This window comes from Clostridium swellfunianum (assembly GCF_023656515.1).
Classification (GTDB): domain Bacteria; phylum Bacillota; class Clostridia; order Clostridiales; family Clostridiaceae; genus Clostridium_AT; species Clostridium_AT swellfunianum.
Genome location: NZ_JAMOFV010000006.1, coordinates 2,408,499 through 2,425,212, shown reverse-complemented (window position 1 = coordinate 2,425,212; position 16,714 = coordinate 2,408,499). Strand labels below are relative to the sequence as shown.

At 31.7% G+C, this 16,714-nt stretch carries 19 protein-coding genes and 1 riboswitch; of the genes, 9 read left to right on the top strand and 10 right to left on the bottom strand.

What is annotated here, in order from left to right; all coding sequences use genetic code 11:
- Positions 1-182: 182 nt before the first annotated feature.
- From NBE98_RS11510 to NBE98_RS11475, 8 genes are all read left to right on the top strand, one after another.
- Positions 183-452, top strand: coding sequence for an RNA-binding S4 domain-containing protein (locus tag NBE98_RS11510; RefSeq protein WP_250815131.1), 270 nt, complete (start codon positions 183-185; stop codon positions 450-452).
- 73 nt (positions 453-525) lie between these two features.
- On the top strand, positions 526-819 hold the full coding sequence (gene yabP / locus NBE98_RS11505) for a sporulation protein YabP (protein WP_250815130.1): 294 nt from the start codon (positions 526-528) through the stop codon (positions 817-819).
- Between the two features lie 9 nt (positions 820-828).
- Positions 829-1,257 carry a spore cortex biosynthesis protein YabQ gene (gene yabQ / locus NBE98_RS11500; RefSeq protein ID WP_250815129.1) on the top strand — a complete coding sequence of 143 codons (429 nt, stop codon included), beginning with the start codon at positions 829-831 and terminating at the stop codon, positions 1,255-1,257.
- Positions 1,258-1,316: 59 nt separating this feature from the next.
- Positions 1,317-1,598, top strand: a complete 282-nt coding sequence (locus NBE98_RS11495) for an FtsB family cell division protein (protein ID WP_250815128.1) — start codon at positions 1,317-1,319, stop codon at positions 1,596-1,598.
- Between the two features lie 64 nt (positions 1,599-1,662).
- A complete protein-coding gene (locus NBE98_RS11490; protein ID WP_250815127.1) occupies positions 1,663-2,073 on the top strand; it encodes a S1 domain-containing RNA-binding protein in 411 nt (136 codons plus the stop codon).
- 203 nt (positions 2,074-2,276) lie between these two features.
- The gene (locus NBE98_RS11485) at positions 2,277-2,825 is read left to right on the top strand and encodes a nucleotidyltransferase family protein (protein ID WP_250815126.1); all 549 of its coding nucleotides are present in this window, start codon (positions 2,277-2,279) and stop codon (positions 2,823-2,825) included.
- Between the two features lie 121 nt (positions 2,826-2,946).
- Positions 2,947-3,048: riboswitch (purine riboswitch) on the top strand.
- 184 nt (positions 3,049-3,232) lie between these two features.
- The gene (locus NBE98_RS11480) at positions 3,233-3,805 is read left to right on the top strand and encodes a xanthine phosphoribosyltransferase (RefSeq protein WP_250815125.1); all 573 of its coding nucleotides are present in this window, start codon (positions 3,233-3,235) and stop codon (positions 3,803-3,805) included.
- Between the two features lie 38 nt (positions 3,806-3,843).
- Entirely contained in the window at positions 3,844-5,181 is a 1,338-nt protein-coding gene (locus NBE98_RS11475; RefSeq protein ID WP_250815124.1) for a uracil-xanthine permease family protein, read from the top strand.
- A gap of 38 nt (positions 5,182-5,219) precedes the next feature.
- On the opposite strand, the gene NBE98_RS11470 is transcribed toward NBE98_RS11475, so the two are convergent.
- The 10 genes from NBE98_RS11470 to NBE98_RS11425 all read right to left on the bottom strand — a co-directional run bounded on the left by NBE98_RS11470 (position 5,220) and on the right by NBE98_RS11425 (position 14,726).
- Entirely contained in the window at positions 5,220-5,555 is a 336-nt protein-coding gene (locus tag NBE98_RS11470) for a DUF4342 domain-containing protein (RefSeq protein WP_432432682.1), read from the bottom strand.
- A gap of 380 nt (positions 5,556-5,935) precedes the next feature.
- On the bottom strand, positions 5,936-6,850 hold the full coding sequence (locus NBE98_RS11465; RefSeq protein WP_250815122.1) for a metallophosphoesterase: 915 nt from the start codon (positions 6,848-6,850) through the stop codon (positions 5,936-5,938).
- Positions 6,851-7,034: 184 nt separating this feature from the next.
- A complete protein-coding gene (locus tag NBE98_RS11460; protein ID WP_250815121.1) occupies positions 7,035-7,409 on the bottom strand; it encodes an iron chaperone in 375 nt (124 codons plus the stop codon).
- Between the two features lie 216 nt (positions 7,410-7,625).
- A complete protein-coding gene (locus tag NBE98_RS11455) occupies positions 7,626-7,931 on the bottom strand; it encodes a hypothetical protein (RefSeq protein ID WP_250815120.1) in 306 nt (101 codons plus the stop codon).
- 239 nt (positions 7,932-8,170) lie between these two features.
- Positions 8,171-9,079, bottom strand: a complete 909-nt coding sequence (gene murQ, locus NBE98_RS11450) for an N-acetylmuramic acid 6-phosphate etherase (RefSeq protein ID WP_250815111.1) — start codon at positions 9,077-9,079, stop codon at positions 8,171-8,173.
- Between the two features lie 53 nt (positions 9,080-9,132).
- Entirely contained in the window at positions 9,133-9,609 is a 477-nt protein-coding gene (locus NBE98_RS11445) for a PTS sugar transporter subunit IIB (protein ID WP_250815109.1), read from the bottom strand.
- Between the two features lie 124 nt (positions 9,610-9,733).
- On the bottom strand, positions 9,734-10,573 hold the full coding sequence (locus tag NBE98_RS11440) for a PTS system mannose/fructose/sorbose family transporter subunit IID (protein ID WP_250815107.1): 840 nt from the start codon (positions 10,571-10,573) through the stop codon (positions 9,734-9,736).
- Positions 10,560-11,348, bottom strand: a complete 789-nt coding sequence (locus NBE98_RS11435) for a PTS mannose/fructose/sorbose/N-acetylgalactosamine transporter subunit IIC (RefSeq protein ID WP_250815105.1) — start codon at positions 11,346-11,348, stop codon at positions 10,560-10,562. Before NBE98_RS11435 ends, NBE98_RS11440 begins: the two co-directional genes overlap by 14 nt.
- A 27-nt stretch (positions 11,349-11,375) precedes the next feature.
- Positions 11,376-11,789 (bottom strand): PTS sugar transporter subunit IIA, encoded by a 414-nt coding sequence (locus NBE98_RS11430; RefSeq protein ID WP_250815103.1) that lies wholly within the window; start codon positions 11,787-11,789, stop codon positions 11,376-11,378.
- 213 nt (positions 11,790-12,002) lie between these two features.
- Positions 12,003-14,726 (bottom strand): sigma 54-interacting transcriptional regulator, encoded by a 2,724-nt coding sequence (locus tag NBE98_RS11425; protein ID WP_250815101.1) that lies wholly within the window; start codon positions 14,724-14,726, stop codon positions 12,003-12,005.
- Between the two features lie 578 nt (positions 14,727-15,304).
- Between NBE98_RS11425 and spoIVB the strand changes: the two genes are divergently transcribed.
- Complete coding sequence (gene spoIVB / locus NBE98_RS11420) at positions 15,305-16,534, top strand: SpoIVB peptidase (RefSeq protein ID WP_250815099.1); 1,230 nt, start codon at positions 15,305-15,307, stop codon at positions 16,532-16,534.
- Positions 16,535-16,714 lie beyond the last annotated feature (180 nt).

The window sequence follows — 16,714 nt, the reverse complement described above, 5'->3', positions numbered from 1 at the left end:
TCGCTGTACTCGAACAGTAAACGGTTCTTAACGCAGTTTTAGCTAAAATAGGTTAAGTCTTATAAATGCTCGTTCAATGCTTTCTACGCTTACATACCATGCTTACTTCAACCATACTCTAAAATTTTTTCTAATCAAGAAAATAAATAAGAAAAGTTAGTTTATAAAAGGGGGCAAGAATCATGAGACTAGACAAATATCTAAAGGTATCAAGAATAATTAAAAGAAGAACCGTTGCCAAGGAAGCTTGTGAGAATGGCAGAGTTATTATAAATGGCAAGGTGGCTAAGCCTAGTACTGACATTAAAGAAGGCGACATAATTGAGATTCAGTATGCTACTAAAACGCTCAAGGCTAGAATTTTAAATATAGCTGAACATGTCAGAAAAGATGATGCAAAAGCTATGTATGAGATTTTGGTTGGTGAAGAAGATACTGACGAGGAAGAGTAATATAAAGGAACCTTCAGGCATATAAATAGATACAAGAAGAGCATGGAATAATTGGTATGCCTGGAGGTAAGAGATGGAGTTAAAAAAGGATATAAAAGTAGAAGAAAAAAAGAGCAATTTAGTACTTGAAAACAGGAAAAGGCTAGCTTTAACTGGAGTAGTTGAGGTTATAAGTTTTAACGAGACGGTTATAATGCTTAATACATGCCTTGGTTCTATGACCATTAAGGGGGAAGGCTTAAGAATGAATAAGCTGGACGTTCAAAATGGTGAAGTTATGATTGTTGGAACAATAAATTCCTGTGTTTATTCCGGTGTTGAAATTAAAAAAGACGAAGAAAGCATCTTTAAGAAGTTGTTTAAGTAGGGAGAAGCTATGTTATCATCAATTTCAACTCAGTTCAATCTACTTTTATTTAGTTTGCTTGCAGGAGTAATAACAGGAGTACTATTTGATTTATACAGAGTTTTTAGAGGGTTAGAAAATCCTAATATAGTTGTAACCTTTATAGAGGATACCTTATTTTGGATATTAACTGGCATAATTGTATTTATTTTTTTACTTATGACAAATCATGCTTACATGAGAGAGTATGTTTACATAGCCATAGCTGCAGGGATACTTTTATATATGGTGCTTTTAAGTAAATATTTCATAAAAGCACAGTATAAGATTGTAAGAACCACTGCTAAGTATATTAGAATAACTTTTAATTTTGCATTTTATCCGTTACAATTATTATTCTATAGTTTAAAAAGAAAAAATAAACAAAAAATCCTAAAGAAAAACCTTGAAGAAAATTAGAATACAACATAAAATATAAGAGAAGATATAGACTAATGTATATGAAGGGGAACATGCAGATGAGAAAGAATAAGAAACTTACTCTAAAAAAAGCTATAATTGTTTTCGCTTCTATGTATGTAGGCTATATTCTTGTGAGCACTCAGATAACTATGATTAAGCTTAAAAAGGAAATGGAAGTTAAGCAGCAGGAGTTATCTAAGCAGCAAGATAAAAATCAAAAGTTACAGGACGAAGTTATGAAAATGACTGATAGCCCTAATGAGTACTACGAAAGATTGGCTAGAGAAAGATTGGGTCTTGTTAAGGATGGAGAGACTCCTGTAATTCAAAACAAATAACTTTGTTGATATTTTATTTTAAAATATATCATATTTATAATTTTTAAGGAGGAGTCTTTTTAATATGACCTTACAGACAGGAAGTATTCTAGAAGGTACAGTAGTTAACATTACTAATTTTGGTGCTTTTGTTGAGGTGGATGGTAAAACAGGTTTAGTCCACATATCTGAGGTATCGGATACATTTGTAAAAAATATAAGAGATTATCTTAAGGAAAAAGATAAAGTTAAAGTTAAGGTAATTTCAGTGGATGATAACGGTAAAATTAGCCTATCTATAAAACAGGCTACACCTCCAAAGAAATCTATGAGACCAATGGAGATTGATTGGAGCCAAGATAGAACTAAATCAGCTTCTGGAAACTTCGAAGATAGACTTTCAAAGTTTTTAAAGGAAAGCGAAGAAAAGGTACAAGAACTTAAGAAGCACCAAGACTCAAAGGGTCGTGGATATAGAAAAAGTTCAAATTATTAAGATAAACTGGGAACCATGAAAATGGTTCCTTTAATATTTTTTGAGCATAGGTTAAAGAGTTGTCCAGCCAGTTAACCATAAAACCATATAACCATTTATATGAACTTATGATATACTATAAATTATGGTTTAATCTAACTATATTAAAGCAGTATAATTATTGCATTAGTTAAGAAAATGACCAGTATGAGGTGATATGTGAAATGTTTAATACCTTAAGTTATATAGGAGAGAAGCTTAATAAGGCAAATGTATTATGGGGAGTCGGTGCTTCCATTTTACTGAATCAGTTTGGACTTGTAGATAAACCTAATGACATAGATATTTTTGTAGATATCAAAGATATTGATAAAGCAGATGAGCTGCTTAAGGCGATTGGAGAAAAGAAAACTTACGAGAAGACTTCTGCTTATTCTACAAGATACTTTTATGAGTACGTAGTAAACGGAATTGATGTTGACGTAATGGCTGGATTTGTAATTAACCATGATAGTGGATTATATGAATATATTTTTGATTATAAATCTATATTAGAGTTTAGAAAAATTAGCGGTATAGAGATCCCTTTTACTTCACTAGAGGATTGGTATGTGATTTATCAATTAATTCCTGGAAGAGAAGCAAAGGTTAAAATGATAGAGGAGTATTTTTTATCCAATGGAGTCCAAAAGATTTTTTTATTGGAGAGAGCATTACAAGGATGCTTGCCACTAGAAGTAAGGAAGAGAATTGAGAACATATTGAGTTTATAATACTTTTATGACTGTAAGAAGTAATGAGGTTAACTTATATTAAAATACAAAAAGGTTGATATTTATTTAATTTAGTATATAATATAGTTATATAAAAAACAGAATCGAATGATTTGAAAACAAAATTGAATAATGTTCGTTTCGTATATGCTTGAAAATATGGATCAAGCGTTTCTACCAGGAGGCCGTAAACTACCTGACTACGAATGTATAATTTGTTTAATGCTTTAGCAATGCGTATTTTAGTTTTTATTGTCTATAAGTGTGTTTAGAATACACTTATATAGCTTTACGACTGCAATGTTAAAGGATTTGCTTTGAGTTATATATTCCTAGGCAGAGTGTACTGCCTAGGATTTTTTGTTTTTATGGAAAATTATTTTCTAAACACATTAAGGAGGACATTTATGAAGGCTTTAGTTGACAAGATTTTAGAAGAAGGACAAGTGTTGAAGGGGGATATTTTAAAAGTAGACTCCTTTGTCAATCATCAAATGGATATTAAGTTATTTAATGAAATGGGAATAGAGTTTAGGAGAAGATTTGAAAATAAAGAAGTTACTAAGATACTTACAATAGAAGCATCAGGTATTGGAATTGCTTGTGTGGCATCACAGTATTTTAACTTTGTGCCTGTAGTTTTTGCTAAGAAAACCTTAGGAGGAAATTTCTTAGGCGATGCTTATGAATCAGAAGTTCACTCTTATACTAAAAAACAAACCTATAACATAAAGGTAAGCAAAAGCTATATACAAAAGGGAGACAAGGTGCTTATCATAGATGATTTTCTTGCAAATGGAAGAGCTGCTCTAGGACTTATAGATATAGTAAGACAGGCTGGAGCTGAAATAGTAGGCATAGGAATAATTATAGAAAAAGGCTTTCAAGAGGGAAGACAGGTTATCGAAGATAAAGGGGTTAGATTAGAATCCTTAGCTATAATCGATAAATTTTATGATGGAAAAGTATTCTTTAGATAATAGTAACATTAAAATATATATAGGATAGGAGACTAAAAATGGATAAAAGAGTTTACGAGTTAAATGGAATACCAGCGTTTAAAGACTCTCTGATATTTGGGTTTCAACATGTTGTAGCTATGTTCGTAGGTAATATTGCGCCAGTAATAATAGTGTGCAATGCATTAAAGCTGCCCATGGAAACTCAAATAAAAATGATTCAGCTTGCCATGTTTGTTGCTGGAGTAGCAACCTTATTTCAGCTATATCCAATAGGACCTATAGGAACAAAGCTTCCAATCGTAATGGGTACAAGCTTTACTTTTGTGCCAACTGCAATAGCTATTGGTGCAAAATATAATTTTGCCTCTGTTATGGGAGCTTGCTTTGTTTGTGGTTTGGTTATTGCTTTCTTTGGCTTATTTTTAAAATCCTTTAGAAAATATTTTTCGCCAGTAGTTATAGGTACTGTTGTTTTATCAATAGGGCTGTCGCTTCTTCCTGTAGGTATTAATTACTTTGCTGGTGGACAAGGAGCTAAAGATTTTGGATCACCTTCAAATCTTTTATTAGGGTTTATTGTGCTTTTAGTAGTTTTATATTTCAGTATGTTTATAAAGGGTGGAGCTAGTTCTGCAGCTATCTTAATAGGTATATTGGTTGGATATATAGTAGCTATACCAATGGGGAAGCTAGATATTTCACAAGTCGCTTCAGCAGGTTGGGTATCTGTGCCTATTCCTTTTGAGTTTGGATTGGAATTTCATGCGGATGCTATAATATCAATGCTTATTGTCTTTGCAATAAGTTCTATGGAGACTATAGGAAATATTTCTGCCATAGCTTTAGGTGGACTTAACAGAGAGATAACAGATAAAGAATTAAGCGGGGGAGTTATAGCAGACGCTGTAGGAAGTTCTTTTGCAGCTATATTCGGGGTGCTTCCTAATTCAGCTTTTGGACAAAATGTTAGTATAATAACTATGACTAAAGTTGTTAATAGGTTTAGTATTGCAACTGGAGCAGGAATACTAATTTTAGGTGGATTGTTCCCAAAGGTTGGCTCAATAATTGCTATTATGCCATCTAGTGTATTGGGTGGAGCTGCTATCATTATGTTTGCTATGATTGTTATTGCAGGAGTTAAGATGATTACTATAGAGACTCTTGATAATAGAAGCAGCATGATTGTAGCCATAGCTTTAGGGCTTGGTTTTGGAGTGGGCATGGTTCCAGGAGTTCTTGATGTATTTCCTCAATGGGCTAAAATGGTATTTGGATCTTCTGGAGTTGCAAATGCAGGAATGCTTGCCTTTATTCTTAATATTATACTTCCTAAAGTTAGTAAATCTGAGGATATGGAATTGACTGGACTAGAGGATGTAGTAAACTTATAAAAATCTTTTTTAAAAATGTGTTGACATTATAAAGTCCATCATATATAATAATCTATGTCGCAAGAGATTGTGACANTCTTAGCAGAATCCACACTCTCAGCCACCTTATTCATCATCTCATTTACCTTGCCGCACTCCATATCCTTGCCTTCAAACTTGATTCTGTGTCCAGTAAAAAAAGCAGCTATTAAACCAAAGAAGGTTACATAAGGAGCAATCACTGTAATAACAACTGCCAAGGTAACTGGAATGCTTAATATTGAAATGTCCTTCTTGCTAATTATAAACTTTGTATTGTTTCCTTTTCTAACAAGCTTCTTAAACTTATCCCATAAGGATTCTTTATTATCAAAGGTAACCTTTTGCTTAACCATATTGTTCTTCTCTAGATAAATAATTGCCTCCAACAAATCGTCATTGCATTTTTCAAGGGCTTCCTTTGCTGCCTCGTAGCTTACGTTTGTTCTTTTAATAAGTTCATCGATATTTTCCATTCTTACTGTCATTTCTAATTTCTCTCCTCTAATAAAATTTATTATTTTTCTTAACCTTATGTTTTTATTATAAGCAGCAATGGTTAGACACAGCTTAATGAAACATTAGAATTTAATTAGAAAAGCTTTTATTTTTAGATATATCTGTCTCTTTCTCCTGCAGCATAAAAAGTTAACTTTTAAAAGATAAAAAAGGACGGTTAACAATTGCTCGCCTGCTTAAAGCAGCTGCGGCTTGTAAACCGTCCCTATTAATTCTATTAATTTTTTCTTAAATCAAAGCTTGCGATTGGCTCCGGGCCTCTTAATACTTTTCTTTTAATGTGAAGATCGCCCGCTGGATTAGGATGCACTCTCCATTCAATAAGCGATATATCTCCGCCTGCTATTTCGATGCCTTGTATTCCAAATGCCCGCACACAGGAGCCGTCATTGAAGTAGGGCAGCTCTTTGCGCTTTGGAAAATGCGGCCTGTGAGTATGCCCGCAGATTATCATAATCTTGTTTTTTTCAATCCAGCTGCTGTAAATGCGTTCAATCTTATGTATCTTTTCAGCACTTCTTACGGGGCTTGCTGGGTTAATAAACCCTACCGAGTGAAGAAATCTCCAAAAATATCTTACTGTAAGCATATTAAAACGCCACAGACTATCATTCATCCTGTCTCCTTGATGCCCATGCACAGTGAGTATTTCCTGCTCTGTATCCTTATGTTTAAACACTACTGCCTCATAGGGCGTAATCCCTGGGAACAATTCAATTTCTTCCTCATTATAGTCATCGTAGAATTTATAGTAATTGTTTTCTACAAAGCTTTTATACTTTAAGCATATGTTATGATTCCCATAGAGCATAATCAATCTATTTGAATCATAGAACTTTTTCATTTGAGTGTATACCTCGTCATGCGCCAGTCTTATATGCTTGAAATTAGAGTTTTCCCAAAGCTCATCTCCATCTCCAACTTCCACATAAGTGTAGCCTTTTTTATAATAGTATTCCAAGGCAAACAAAAATATATTTTGATTTTTTGCAAATTCATCAGAGGGCGTGTTCTCGCCCCTATGACAGTCGCTGAAAAATATATACTTAGAATTGTTATCAAAGTATTCAACTTTGGCATTCTTATATGCTTCTGTTAACCTTTTTTCTGCTAACTTCTTTTCTAAAACCATTGTACACCTCAGTTGTTTCTATAAATTACGCATTGCTTTATCTTTATATATAAATATAATTAAAAATATTATTGTCTTAAAGATGGAATCTAATTCTTCTCGTTTTAAAAAGGGGACAGTTAACAATTATTTATAAGATAAAAAAGCTAGTAGTTGTTAACCGTCCTCGTTCCATCGTTACGCTCTATTTATCTTCTGCTTTCTTTATGTTCTCAGCTGCTCTAAATTTAACTATTCTTGTTATTAAGTCATATGGCATCGGCTCTTTAATAGGAAACTGCACAGCCCCTTTTGAGCTTTTATACCCTTCAAAATAACTTTTAAATGCCTCAATTCCACTAGGCCCCGGATAAAATCCTATATGATTTTTATGAGCTGCAAAATGAACCAAATTCCCATGCAGTTCAAAAGTAGGCATTTTCCAGCTTATCTTTTCTTTTGCTTCTGGCGCTACCTCTTTTATTACCCTTCTTAAGCTTTCGAGAATGCCCTGAATTTCAGGAGGAAATTGTGAAATATATTCATCAATTGAATTATAGTCAGATTTGTTTTTTTCCATACCATAACACTTCCTTTCATATTACTGACAGCTTTTTATCTGTAAAATTTGCGAAAAGCCATTAATCTAATAATAGCATAAGAATAACCACTGTAGTTACCTATCTTTCCATCCTTTTAGTCTAAACAATAAGAGGCAAGCTTATAGCTTACCTCTTATTATCCTATTCTATATAATTATGCATTAGTCTTGAGCTTTCATAGACATTTAACCAGACTACTTATTTTTAATCTCTTTGCCAATTCCCTCAAGTATTCCCTTTCCGACACCTATTCCTATTCCTGCTCCCCTTTTAATTCCTTTACCTATTTTTTGACCAATCCTTTTACCTAATATTATTCCTTTACCAACTTCAGCTCCAATATCTTTTCCGATTTCTATACCAGTACGTATTCCTCGTTTTATTTGTTCATCTTGATATTCTTCTTCGTTATCATCCTGTAATTCGTAATCAAATGAATCTTCATCTATATTATTTTCATTCTCTAATTCATTTTTCTTAATTTCTTCATTTTCAAACATGTTTATTCCCCTTTTCCTAAACTTTCTCAATAAATTACATAGTATTTCATGCTTTTATAATATAATAATACACTATTTTGCAATTTATTTAAATTATTTCTCAGGGGTTAATTTTCTGCATCTACAATTTAACTAACCAATAATTTACCTATTTTAACTATGTTATATGTATTAAGGAGTATCAAAAATACATAATAAAAATAAAGGGACGTAAGCTTATATTACGCCCTTTACATATTTTATTTTTTTAAAGCTTGTAAGGCTTTGTAGATTGTATTATGGTTTTTAGCCAATACTTCTATGCTATCATCCTTACTTAGTCCAGATAATATCATAAAAACTGCCGTCTTAACATTTCCATCGCTTTCTTTAAGATATTTCTCTGCTGTTTCTTTGTCTACAGAAGTACAATCCATTATTATTTTTTTACTTCTTTCTATAAGCTTGTTATTTCTTGCTCTAACATCTATCATATAGTTTCCATAAGTCTTACCGCACTTTATCATTGAGCAGGTGGATATCATATTTAAAACCATCTTTTGTGCTGTTCCAGCCTTTAGTCTAGTAGAACCCGTTATAGCCTCTGCTCCAGTAATAATCTCTATTGCAACCTGACCTAAGGAGGAAATTTCAGCATCTTTTACACAGCTTATTGCTATATGTGAAGCCCCTATCTCCTTTGCATATTTTAATGCTCCTTTAACATAAGGTGTTCTACCAGAAGCTGACAATCCTACTATAGCATCTTTTTCACTAAGCCCTATTTTTTTCAACTGCTCTATAGAGCCTTCTTCTATGTCCTCTGAACCTTCATTGGCTCTAACTGTGGCATCATAGCCTCCAGATATAATTCCTATAACAGTCCCTTCATCTACTCCAAAGGTTGGTGGACATTCACAAGCATCTAATACTCCTAACCTTCCTGAGTTTCCTGCACCAATATAGATTAGTCTTCCACCCTTTGATAATCTTTCATAAACTAGGTCTACTGCCTTTGCTATGTTTTTCACTTCTTTTTTTACAGCTTCAGCAATAGTAAAATCCTCATTGTTCATAAGCGTTAGCATTTCAACAGTATTGGCTCTATCTATATTTACAGTATTTCTATTTACCTTTTCTGTATCTAATTTAGTTAAATCTATGCTCACAGCCTTATCTCCTATTATTTTTATTTTCTATGAATCAAATTAAAAAATTTTACTTATATCAAATCTTTTAATTTGCACTCCTTATCATCGGGCACCATTATAGCATCTATATCTATGCCTGCTTCTAAAAATTTATTAAAATAATATATATCTGTATCTGTCACATTTACAGAACGTTTAATAGATTTTGTTCCTTCTCTTGCAGCCATATTTCCAACATTAAACCTCTTAATATCTAATCCTGCTTCTTTTAACTCCCATAAATCCTTTGGGTTCTTTACTATAATTAGAACTCTTTGTCCTGCATACTTTTCAGCAAGTATGTTTTTTACTGCTGTCTCTTTATTAATTATTGAAGTTCTAACTGAAGCAGGGGCAACCATTCTTAAAAGTGACTTCTCCATTTCATCAGCTGCTACTTCATCGTTAATTACCATTATTCTGCTTATAGACAAAGAGTTTGTCCAGAAAGCAGCTACCTGTCCGTGTATTAATCTATCATCAATCCTTATATGAACTATTCCTTTCATTTTATGTCCTCCTTCAGCTATCTATTTTTACATGCAAGTACACTATATAAAGCAAAAATTCTTGGAGATTCAGTATTTTCCTTTGCACAATGGAAGAATTTTTGCATTATATATAGTTTATCAATTAACCTAATATCTTAAAGTTGAAAGCAATTATTGATAGAACTATTAATAAGATAATTACTCTAGTTGAATTCATTCTCTTTCTGCCTAATAACCAGTAGGTTAATCCAACTATGCTTAATGGTATTAAGGCAGGCATTATTTTATCTATCATTTCCTGTGCTACTAATTTTACTTGTCCTGAAGTGTACACATATGGTACCTTTGCTTTTATAACTGTAGGTATTAAGGCTCCTATTACCATTAAGCCTAACATTGATGCTGAATCTGTCACATTTTTAAGTACATCCCCTATTGAAGTTACAAGCTTAACACCTTGTTTATATCCTGCTATTAGAAATCCTTTACTGATTACAATCTTTACAATATTTGCTATTATCCATATATAACATCCTATTGCACTGCCTTGTAGTGCCATGTATGCTGCTATTGATCCAAATACTGTATTCCAGGTTACTCCAAATATAGTATCTCCTATACCAGCTAAGGGACCCATCAAACCGGTCTTTATGGATGCTACTGCATCTTTTGATTTTGCTCCTCCCGATTCTTCTATAGCTAAATTCGCTCCTAATATAAACTGACCAGTTATTATATTACAATTGAAAAATTGAAGATGGTTCTTCACTGCTTCATTTAATTCATCTTCATCCTTATATATCTTTCTCAATGCCGGAAGCATTGCATAACAATATCCTAATCCTTGCATTTTTTCGTAGTTCCATGCTGTCTGAGATGCTAGCAGCCATCTAAAAAATACTTTATCTAATATCTTTTTATCTAGTTTTTTGTCAGCATTATCTACTGTATTATCAATCTTAACTGAATTATTCATCTTCATCCGAGCCTCCCCCATATGCTATTACTACATTATTATTTACTGATTGATTTTGAAGCTTTTTAAAATTATAAAATGCTGCCGCAAATCCCAGTAAAGCTACTCCTGTCATAGGCATATTTAAATATGCTACTAATACAAATCCCACTATGAAATATGCTGCATATGCTTTTATTGGCAAATACTTAAGAAGTAATGCTACTCCTAGCGCTGGCAATACTCCTCCAGCTACCTTTAAACCTCCCATAAGCCACGCAGGTGATACAGCTAGTAATTGCTTAACCAATCCTTCTCCAAAGTATAAGCATATGAAAATTGGTATGAATCTTGATATTAACCATGTTGATAATCCTAATATGTTCATTAATTCAAGCTTTTCGTATTTTCTTTCTCCCGCATACTTTTCTGCTCTATGCTGGAAAAATACATTGCTCATTCTTGCCAGTACATCCAGTTGAACTAAAAGCAATGCCGCTGGTACACCTATTCCAATTGCAAAATCTGTTCCTTTACCAGTTGATATCGCCAGCGCTCCTGCTATTATTGTGGCTGTTGCATAATCTGGTATTGATGCTCCTCCATAAGTTCCTATTCCTAAAGTCAGTAATTGTAAAGTTCCACCTACCAATAATCCTGTTTTTAAGTCTCCCATTATGATTCCTACGATTAGTCCTGTTACTACGGGATTTCTAAACCCGATTTTTGTATTTGTCTCATCCCACTGTGCTATTCCGCCAAGTAAGCCTAAAATAATGATTTGCCATAATTGTATTTGCATCTTTTTCCCTCCTTAATAAATTTATATTTAATCTTCATCATCTGAAGAGATTAAATTCTCTGGCTGTATTATAGAATCTTTTGACACTTGCTGTAAGTTTTTAATTATATCTATAAGATTGCTATCTTTTGATAAAGTGGCTTCAATTAACATTGGCAGATTTACGCCTGTAATAATTTCAACCCCATCATACTTATTCTTTACTTCCAGCATACATACATTAAAAGGCGTACCCCCAAAAATATCTGCTAAAATCAATAATCCTTTATCTTTTTCATAGCATATTTTTACTTCTTTATCTAATCTTTCTTTGAAATCTTCCACTCCTTCTTTACCTAACCCAACTGTATAAACATTATCTACATCATTAGTAAACATCTTTAATGTTTCTTTTAATGTAGCTGCCATGTTTCCATGAGTTACTACCATTATTTTGTACATCCTATCTCTCCTCTTCTTTTTTGTTCTTTCATTAATTATTAAAGCAAGTTTAATGCCAACTTTTTTCTCTCCCATGCATAGCAGTAAAACCATTCATAATACTAGCATTGCCTACTACTATAAAACACTTATTAAAATCTGTCAGTAAATTATTATTGTGTCCTACCTGCTCAGCATAAAAAAATAAGACACAAATCATATGTGTCTTATTTTTTATAATTTAAATTTACCTGTCCTAGACTCTATTATACTTTGTATAATAAAGATTTCTTTTTCAGGAACAATAATGTTATATTCATTATTAATTGCTTTAAATATGTCATTAGATATTTTTATAAATTTTATATTGCTATTTTTATAGCTTTTACCTTCTTCTTCAGCAAACTCCAAGCCTTGCTTTAGCATTATTCTTTCAATCATTATACTTATATGAATATATAAGGTCATTTTTAAATCTACTGTAAATCTCTCATCTAAAACTCTTTCATAATTAAGTATTATATTTTCAACTTCATTAATTATCTTTCTTGGATTTAATATAGTCATTTTAGATATAATATTGTCCATAGAAAACATTTTTATTATATCTTGTTTTATGCTATTAATATTTTTATCCATGACAACATCATGGAATGTATCAAATAATATGTCATCGCAATCCCCATTTATTAAGTCATGCAAAAGTATAGTATTTACTCCTTCTATTTCTAACTTGGTAGTGCTTATTACAAGTTTAACATCATAATCTGAAAAGACCTTATCCTCTTTCCCTTTAAGAGTTAATGAAGCATAATCATACTCCTTAACCTCTATAAGAGCATTGCCTATACACTCTCTGACAAGGTTTCTAACCTTTACTGCAGTGCCTATTCCTGATATGCAGGTTGTTAATATAGCTTTTTTCTTAGCCTTTGTCTTTATGAGCTTACATACAAGGGGATTATTTTTTTCTATTCCATTAATCATAGTTTCAACATCTTGTCCATTAATAATTCTTCCTGCTATGTCAAGGGCTATATTGGTTGTTATATTATTTATTATACCTAAATCACCATCTATATTTTTTTCCAGCTCTATGTTTATATCTACCAAGGACCCCATATCTACCAATATTATAGCTCCTTTAGATGTATTTATTTCGCTGATATAATTTTTTATCTTGTTTTTCACCTCTATTGGGCTGCTGTCTATAGGCATGTCAAAGGCTTCAAAGATAAACTCGCCGTATAACTGATTAGCCACACTAGCTATACTGCTAGCTGTAGAATATCCGTGAGCAACTATTATAGCATTTATTAAAGCAGATTCATTACCCATCATCGTAATTACATAAAGCATTATTATAACTTTTACTCTAATATCTAACTCACAATCTAGATTATTCTCCAAGTTATCAATAATCTTGTCAGATATTAATAAAGGCTTATTTATTTCTCTTCTTAATATATTTTTAATAGTGGTTAATCTTTTAAAATATTCTTCATCATTAGTTTTAATTATATTATTTCTATTATAAATCAAAACCTTTGTTAAAATCTTGCTAGTATTTCCATAGTATCTTATTCCATAATCACTCTCTATGGATTTTAAAGTGCTATCTACTATTTCTATATAAATGTTATTAATTAAGTCATCACATTTACCTTCCTCTTGCTCGTAAACAATAAGCTCAAGGCTTCTATTCAATTCTATAGTTAGACTTTTCCTCAGTTCATTTATAGTTATATTATGTCTTTGATATTCAATAAATAACTCTTCAACTGTTTCAATCAACTCATTCAACCTATTATATCTATTATCTCCTAAAAGATTTATTTCGCTTATATCTTCACTTTCTCTATTAACTTTCATAAAGTCGTCAAAGTAATACTGTTTTATATTTTGACTATAATTTTCTTTATGTAAAGACAAATGTATTTTATTTATTTTTATTGCTTCTTCATCTTGTTGCTCTTTATAAGTCATTGCACAACATAACTTCACCAGATTTTTTAAACTTCCCACATTCCCGCCATTTTTTTGTGATAATATATAATTTATTATTCTTTTGCTTATATGTATGTCCTTACTTATTTTTAAAGCCTCATCTTTGAAAAACTTATATATCATTGTGATTCTTTCGTCTACTGGTCTCTCATCTAGTTTAGGAATATGTATCTCTAAAGGAATTCTTCTCCTAAAGGTTTGTAGAAGAGCCTCTCTTGGGTCTTCCGTAGTTGCAAAAATAAACCTAACATTTGCTGTTCTTTCAGCCTTACTTTCACCAAGTCTTTTAAATACTCCCTTATCCATAAATACAAATAATTTTTCTTGCCCTTCAGCTGAAAGCCGATGAATCTCATCTAAAAATAAATATCCACCGTCAGCTAGCTCTAATGCTCCTAAATGCTCCTTATCAGCTCCTGTAAAGCTTCCTTTAGCATAGCCAAAAAAATTAGCAGATAAAAGTTCTGGATTATCAGCGTAGTCTGCGCAGTTAAAAATTATAAAGGGAGAGCCAGCTTTTATCTTGCCTTCTTTTTCGGCATACTTGTGTATAAGGCTTGCAATATAACTCTTACCTACTCCGCTGTCCCCTGTTAATAGCACAGACATCTCCTTGCTTGGATAAACAACTGCAGCTTTACATTTTTCAACTGCCTCCCTAAGACTGCCCTTGTATCCTACTAAATTTTTAAAAACATCCTCACTTTTATTGTTTAAAATTATATTTTTATTGTCACTAATATAAGTAAAAAGAACTGGTCTTGTTTTAATCTTCCTAGCCTTGTTTTCTTCTACAAGTTCATTTAAATACTGACTAACTAAGTTTCTCCTAATAGATAATATATTAGATATTTCTTCAGTGGTAATTCCTTTAAACTCATAATTGGCGATGTTATTTTCTGTGAGGTTCCTAAGTAACTCCTCAATTCTTTTCTTATTGTTTTTTAACATTATAATCAACCTTTCTTACTTTATATACAAATCCATTAAAGTGTATGTTTATATAAAGGTTATTAAATAAATACATACTCAACATAATCAATATTCCAAATAATATTTATTCTATATACTACTAATATACCATTATGAACTTGAAAAATGAAAGCTACCTTACATTCAAAATAATATTTAAGTGCGATTAAAACCTTGCGGCTCTCCTATATATTAGTTTCGGTACAAAACCTCCTAAAAAATTTCATTTATCAACAAAATTTAATAAAAAAGCTCCAGCAAAAAAAACAGAGCTGATGGATTAATCAGCCCTGTTTTTTTTGCTGGAGCATTATTATATTATTGTGCGTCTGTTGTACTACTGGAGTCCTCACTAAGTNATATATAAATAAAAAAAAAAAATTGTGGAATAATAAACCATATCGTTTAACGGTATGGTTTTTTTTGTTTGTTTTTTTATCATAAATTAGATTTTCAAACAATGATTTAACTTTATATGAAAAAGTCTAATAGGATAATAAAATATTTAAACGGGCAACTTAAAGTTAAGATAATCTTAAAAGACAGGAGGTAAAAGCATGAAGAAAAAAACAATAAGAGCAGTTTGCTGGATTTTAACTCCTATGATTTTATTAACTTTAAGCATATATTATAAATTAGGAACAATACCTACAACAATTTTTATAAGAGAAGGTCAAGAACTTCAAAGCAGTAATTTTATAAAGCTCACTGAAGATAAGGAAATTAAAGTAAATAATATTCTAGAGAATAAAAGCAATGTAAGAAAAGCTAAAGTAACCTTACTTGGTTTAGTTCCTCTGAAATCAGTGTTAGTTAAGGCTGTTTCTCCTGAAATAACCCTATACCCTGGTGGCCAGCCAGTAGGAGTAAAGCTTAATACACAAGGAGTCTTAATAGTAGCAATGTCAGACATCGAAACTGAAAAAGGCAAAGGGACTAGTCCAGGTGCTGCAGCAGGACTTCAAGTAGGCGATAGCATAATAAAAATTAACAACGTACCTGTAACAAGTTCAGAGCAAGTATCCAAAATTGTAGCAGATTGTGATGGAGATGATTTAAATCTTATTATTAGTAGAAAAGGAAGTGAATTAAGTAAAACAATAAAACCATTAAAAAATACTAATGATGGTAAATTTAAAATTGGATTATGGATAAGAGACTCTACAGCAGGAGTGGGAACCTTAACCTTCTATGATGATAAAACAAAAAAATTTGCAGCATTAGGTCATCCAATAACCGATGCAGACACAGGAACAATTTTAAGCATTAGTTCTGGACAGATAGTTTCTTCCTCCATAGTATCTGTAAGAAAAGGTGCTAGAGGAAATCCAGGAGAATTAAAAGGTATATTTGTAGATGAGGAAATATCCTTAGGTGAAATATTTAAGAATACCGAATGTGGAATATTTGGAAGCACTACTAAGAAATTAAGTAATGATAAATTTAATAAACCTATGAAAATTGGTCTTAGGCATGAAATAAAAGAAGGCCCCGCGAAAGTAATTACTACTATAGATGGTGGTGAACCGAAAGCATATGATATTGAAATACAAAAATTATTACAGCAGGATACTCCAGGTCCCAAAAGTATGGTGATTAAAGTTACTGATCCAGTTCTTTTAGAGAAAACAGGTGGAATTGTTCAAGGAATGAGCGGCAGCCCTATCATTCAAAACAACAAAATTGTAGGAGCCGTTACACACGTACTAATAAATAAACCAGATGTAGGTTATGGCATATATATTGAATGGATGCTAAAAGATGCTGATATTTTACAAAATAAGTAGCGTTAGATTAAATATGATAGTATAATAAATAATAAATGAACATAAGATTCTTAAAATATAATTTATGTTCATTTATTATTTATTTTTGGTCAAAATTTACAAAAAAAATTATTAAAGATAGAAGGATTTATTATACTTTTGTCGAATTTATAATTTGTTAGGATATGGAATTAAATCTGA

Coding starts and splice junctions, on each gene's coding strand:
- NBE98_RS11490 (WP_250815127.1), top strand. CDS start 1,663: ATGACCTTACAGACAGGAAGTATTCTAGAAGGTACAGTAGTTAACATT.
- NBE98_RS11440 (WP_250815107.1), bottom strand. CDS start 10,573: ATGAAGATGAATAATTCAGTTAAGATTGATAATACAGTAGATAATGCT.
- NBE98_RS11495 (WP_250815128.1), top strand. CDS start 1,317: ATGAGAAAGAATAAGAAACTTACTCTAAAAAAAGCTATAATTGTTTTC.
- NBE98_RS11445 (WP_250815109.1), bottom strand. CDS start 9,609: ATGAAAGGAATAGTTCATATAAGGATTGATGATAGATTAATACACGGA.
- NBE98_RS11510 (WP_250815131.1), top strand. CDS start 183: ATGAGACTAGACAAATATCTAAAGGTATCAAGAATAATTAAAAGAAGA.
- yabQ (WP_250815129.1), top strand. CDS start 829: ATGTTATCATCAATTTCAACTCAGTTCAATCTACTTTTATTTAGTTTG.
- NBE98_RS11435 (WP_250815105.1), bottom strand. CDS start 11,348: ATGCAAATACAATTATGGCAAATCATTATTTTAGGCTTACTTGGCGGA.
- NBE98_RS11485 (WP_250815126.1), top strand. CDS start 2,277: ATGTTTAATACCTTAAGTTATATAGGAGAGAAGCTTAATAAGGCAAAT.
- NBE98_RS11460 (WP_250815121.1), bottom strand. CDS start 7,409: ATGGAAAAAAACAAATCTGACTATAATTCAATTGATGAATATATTTCA.
- NBE98_RS11425 (WP_250815101.1), bottom strand. CDS start 14,726: ATGTTAAAAAACAATAAGAAAAGAATTGAGGAGTTACTTAGGAACCTC.
- spoIVB (WP_250815099.1), top strand. CDS start 15,305: ATGAAGAAAAAAACAATAAGAGCAGTTTGCTGGATTTTAACTCCTATG.
- NBE98_RS11475 (WP_250815124.1), top strand. CDS start 3,844: ATGGATAAAAGAGTTTACGAGTTAAATGGAATACCAGCGTTTAAAGAC.
- NBE98_RS11430 (WP_250815103.1), bottom strand. CDS start 11,789: ATGTACAAAATAATGGTAGTAACTCATGGAAACATGGCAGCTACATTA.
- NBE98_RS11455 (WP_250815120.1), bottom strand. CDS start 7,931: ATGTTTGAAAATGAAGAAATTAAGAAAAATGAATTAGAGAATGAAAAT.
- NBE98_RS11465 (WP_250815122.1), bottom strand. CDS start 6,850: ATGGTTTTAGAAAAGAAGTTAGCAGAAAAAAGGTTAACAGAAGCATAT.
- NBE98_RS11480 (WP_250815125.1), top strand. CDS start 3,233: ATGAAGGCTTTAGTTGACAAGATTTTAGAAGAAGGACAAGTGTTGAAG.
- yabP (WP_250815130.1), top strand. CDS start 526: ATGGAGTTAAAAAAGGATATAAAAGTAGAAGAAAAAAAGAGCAATTTA.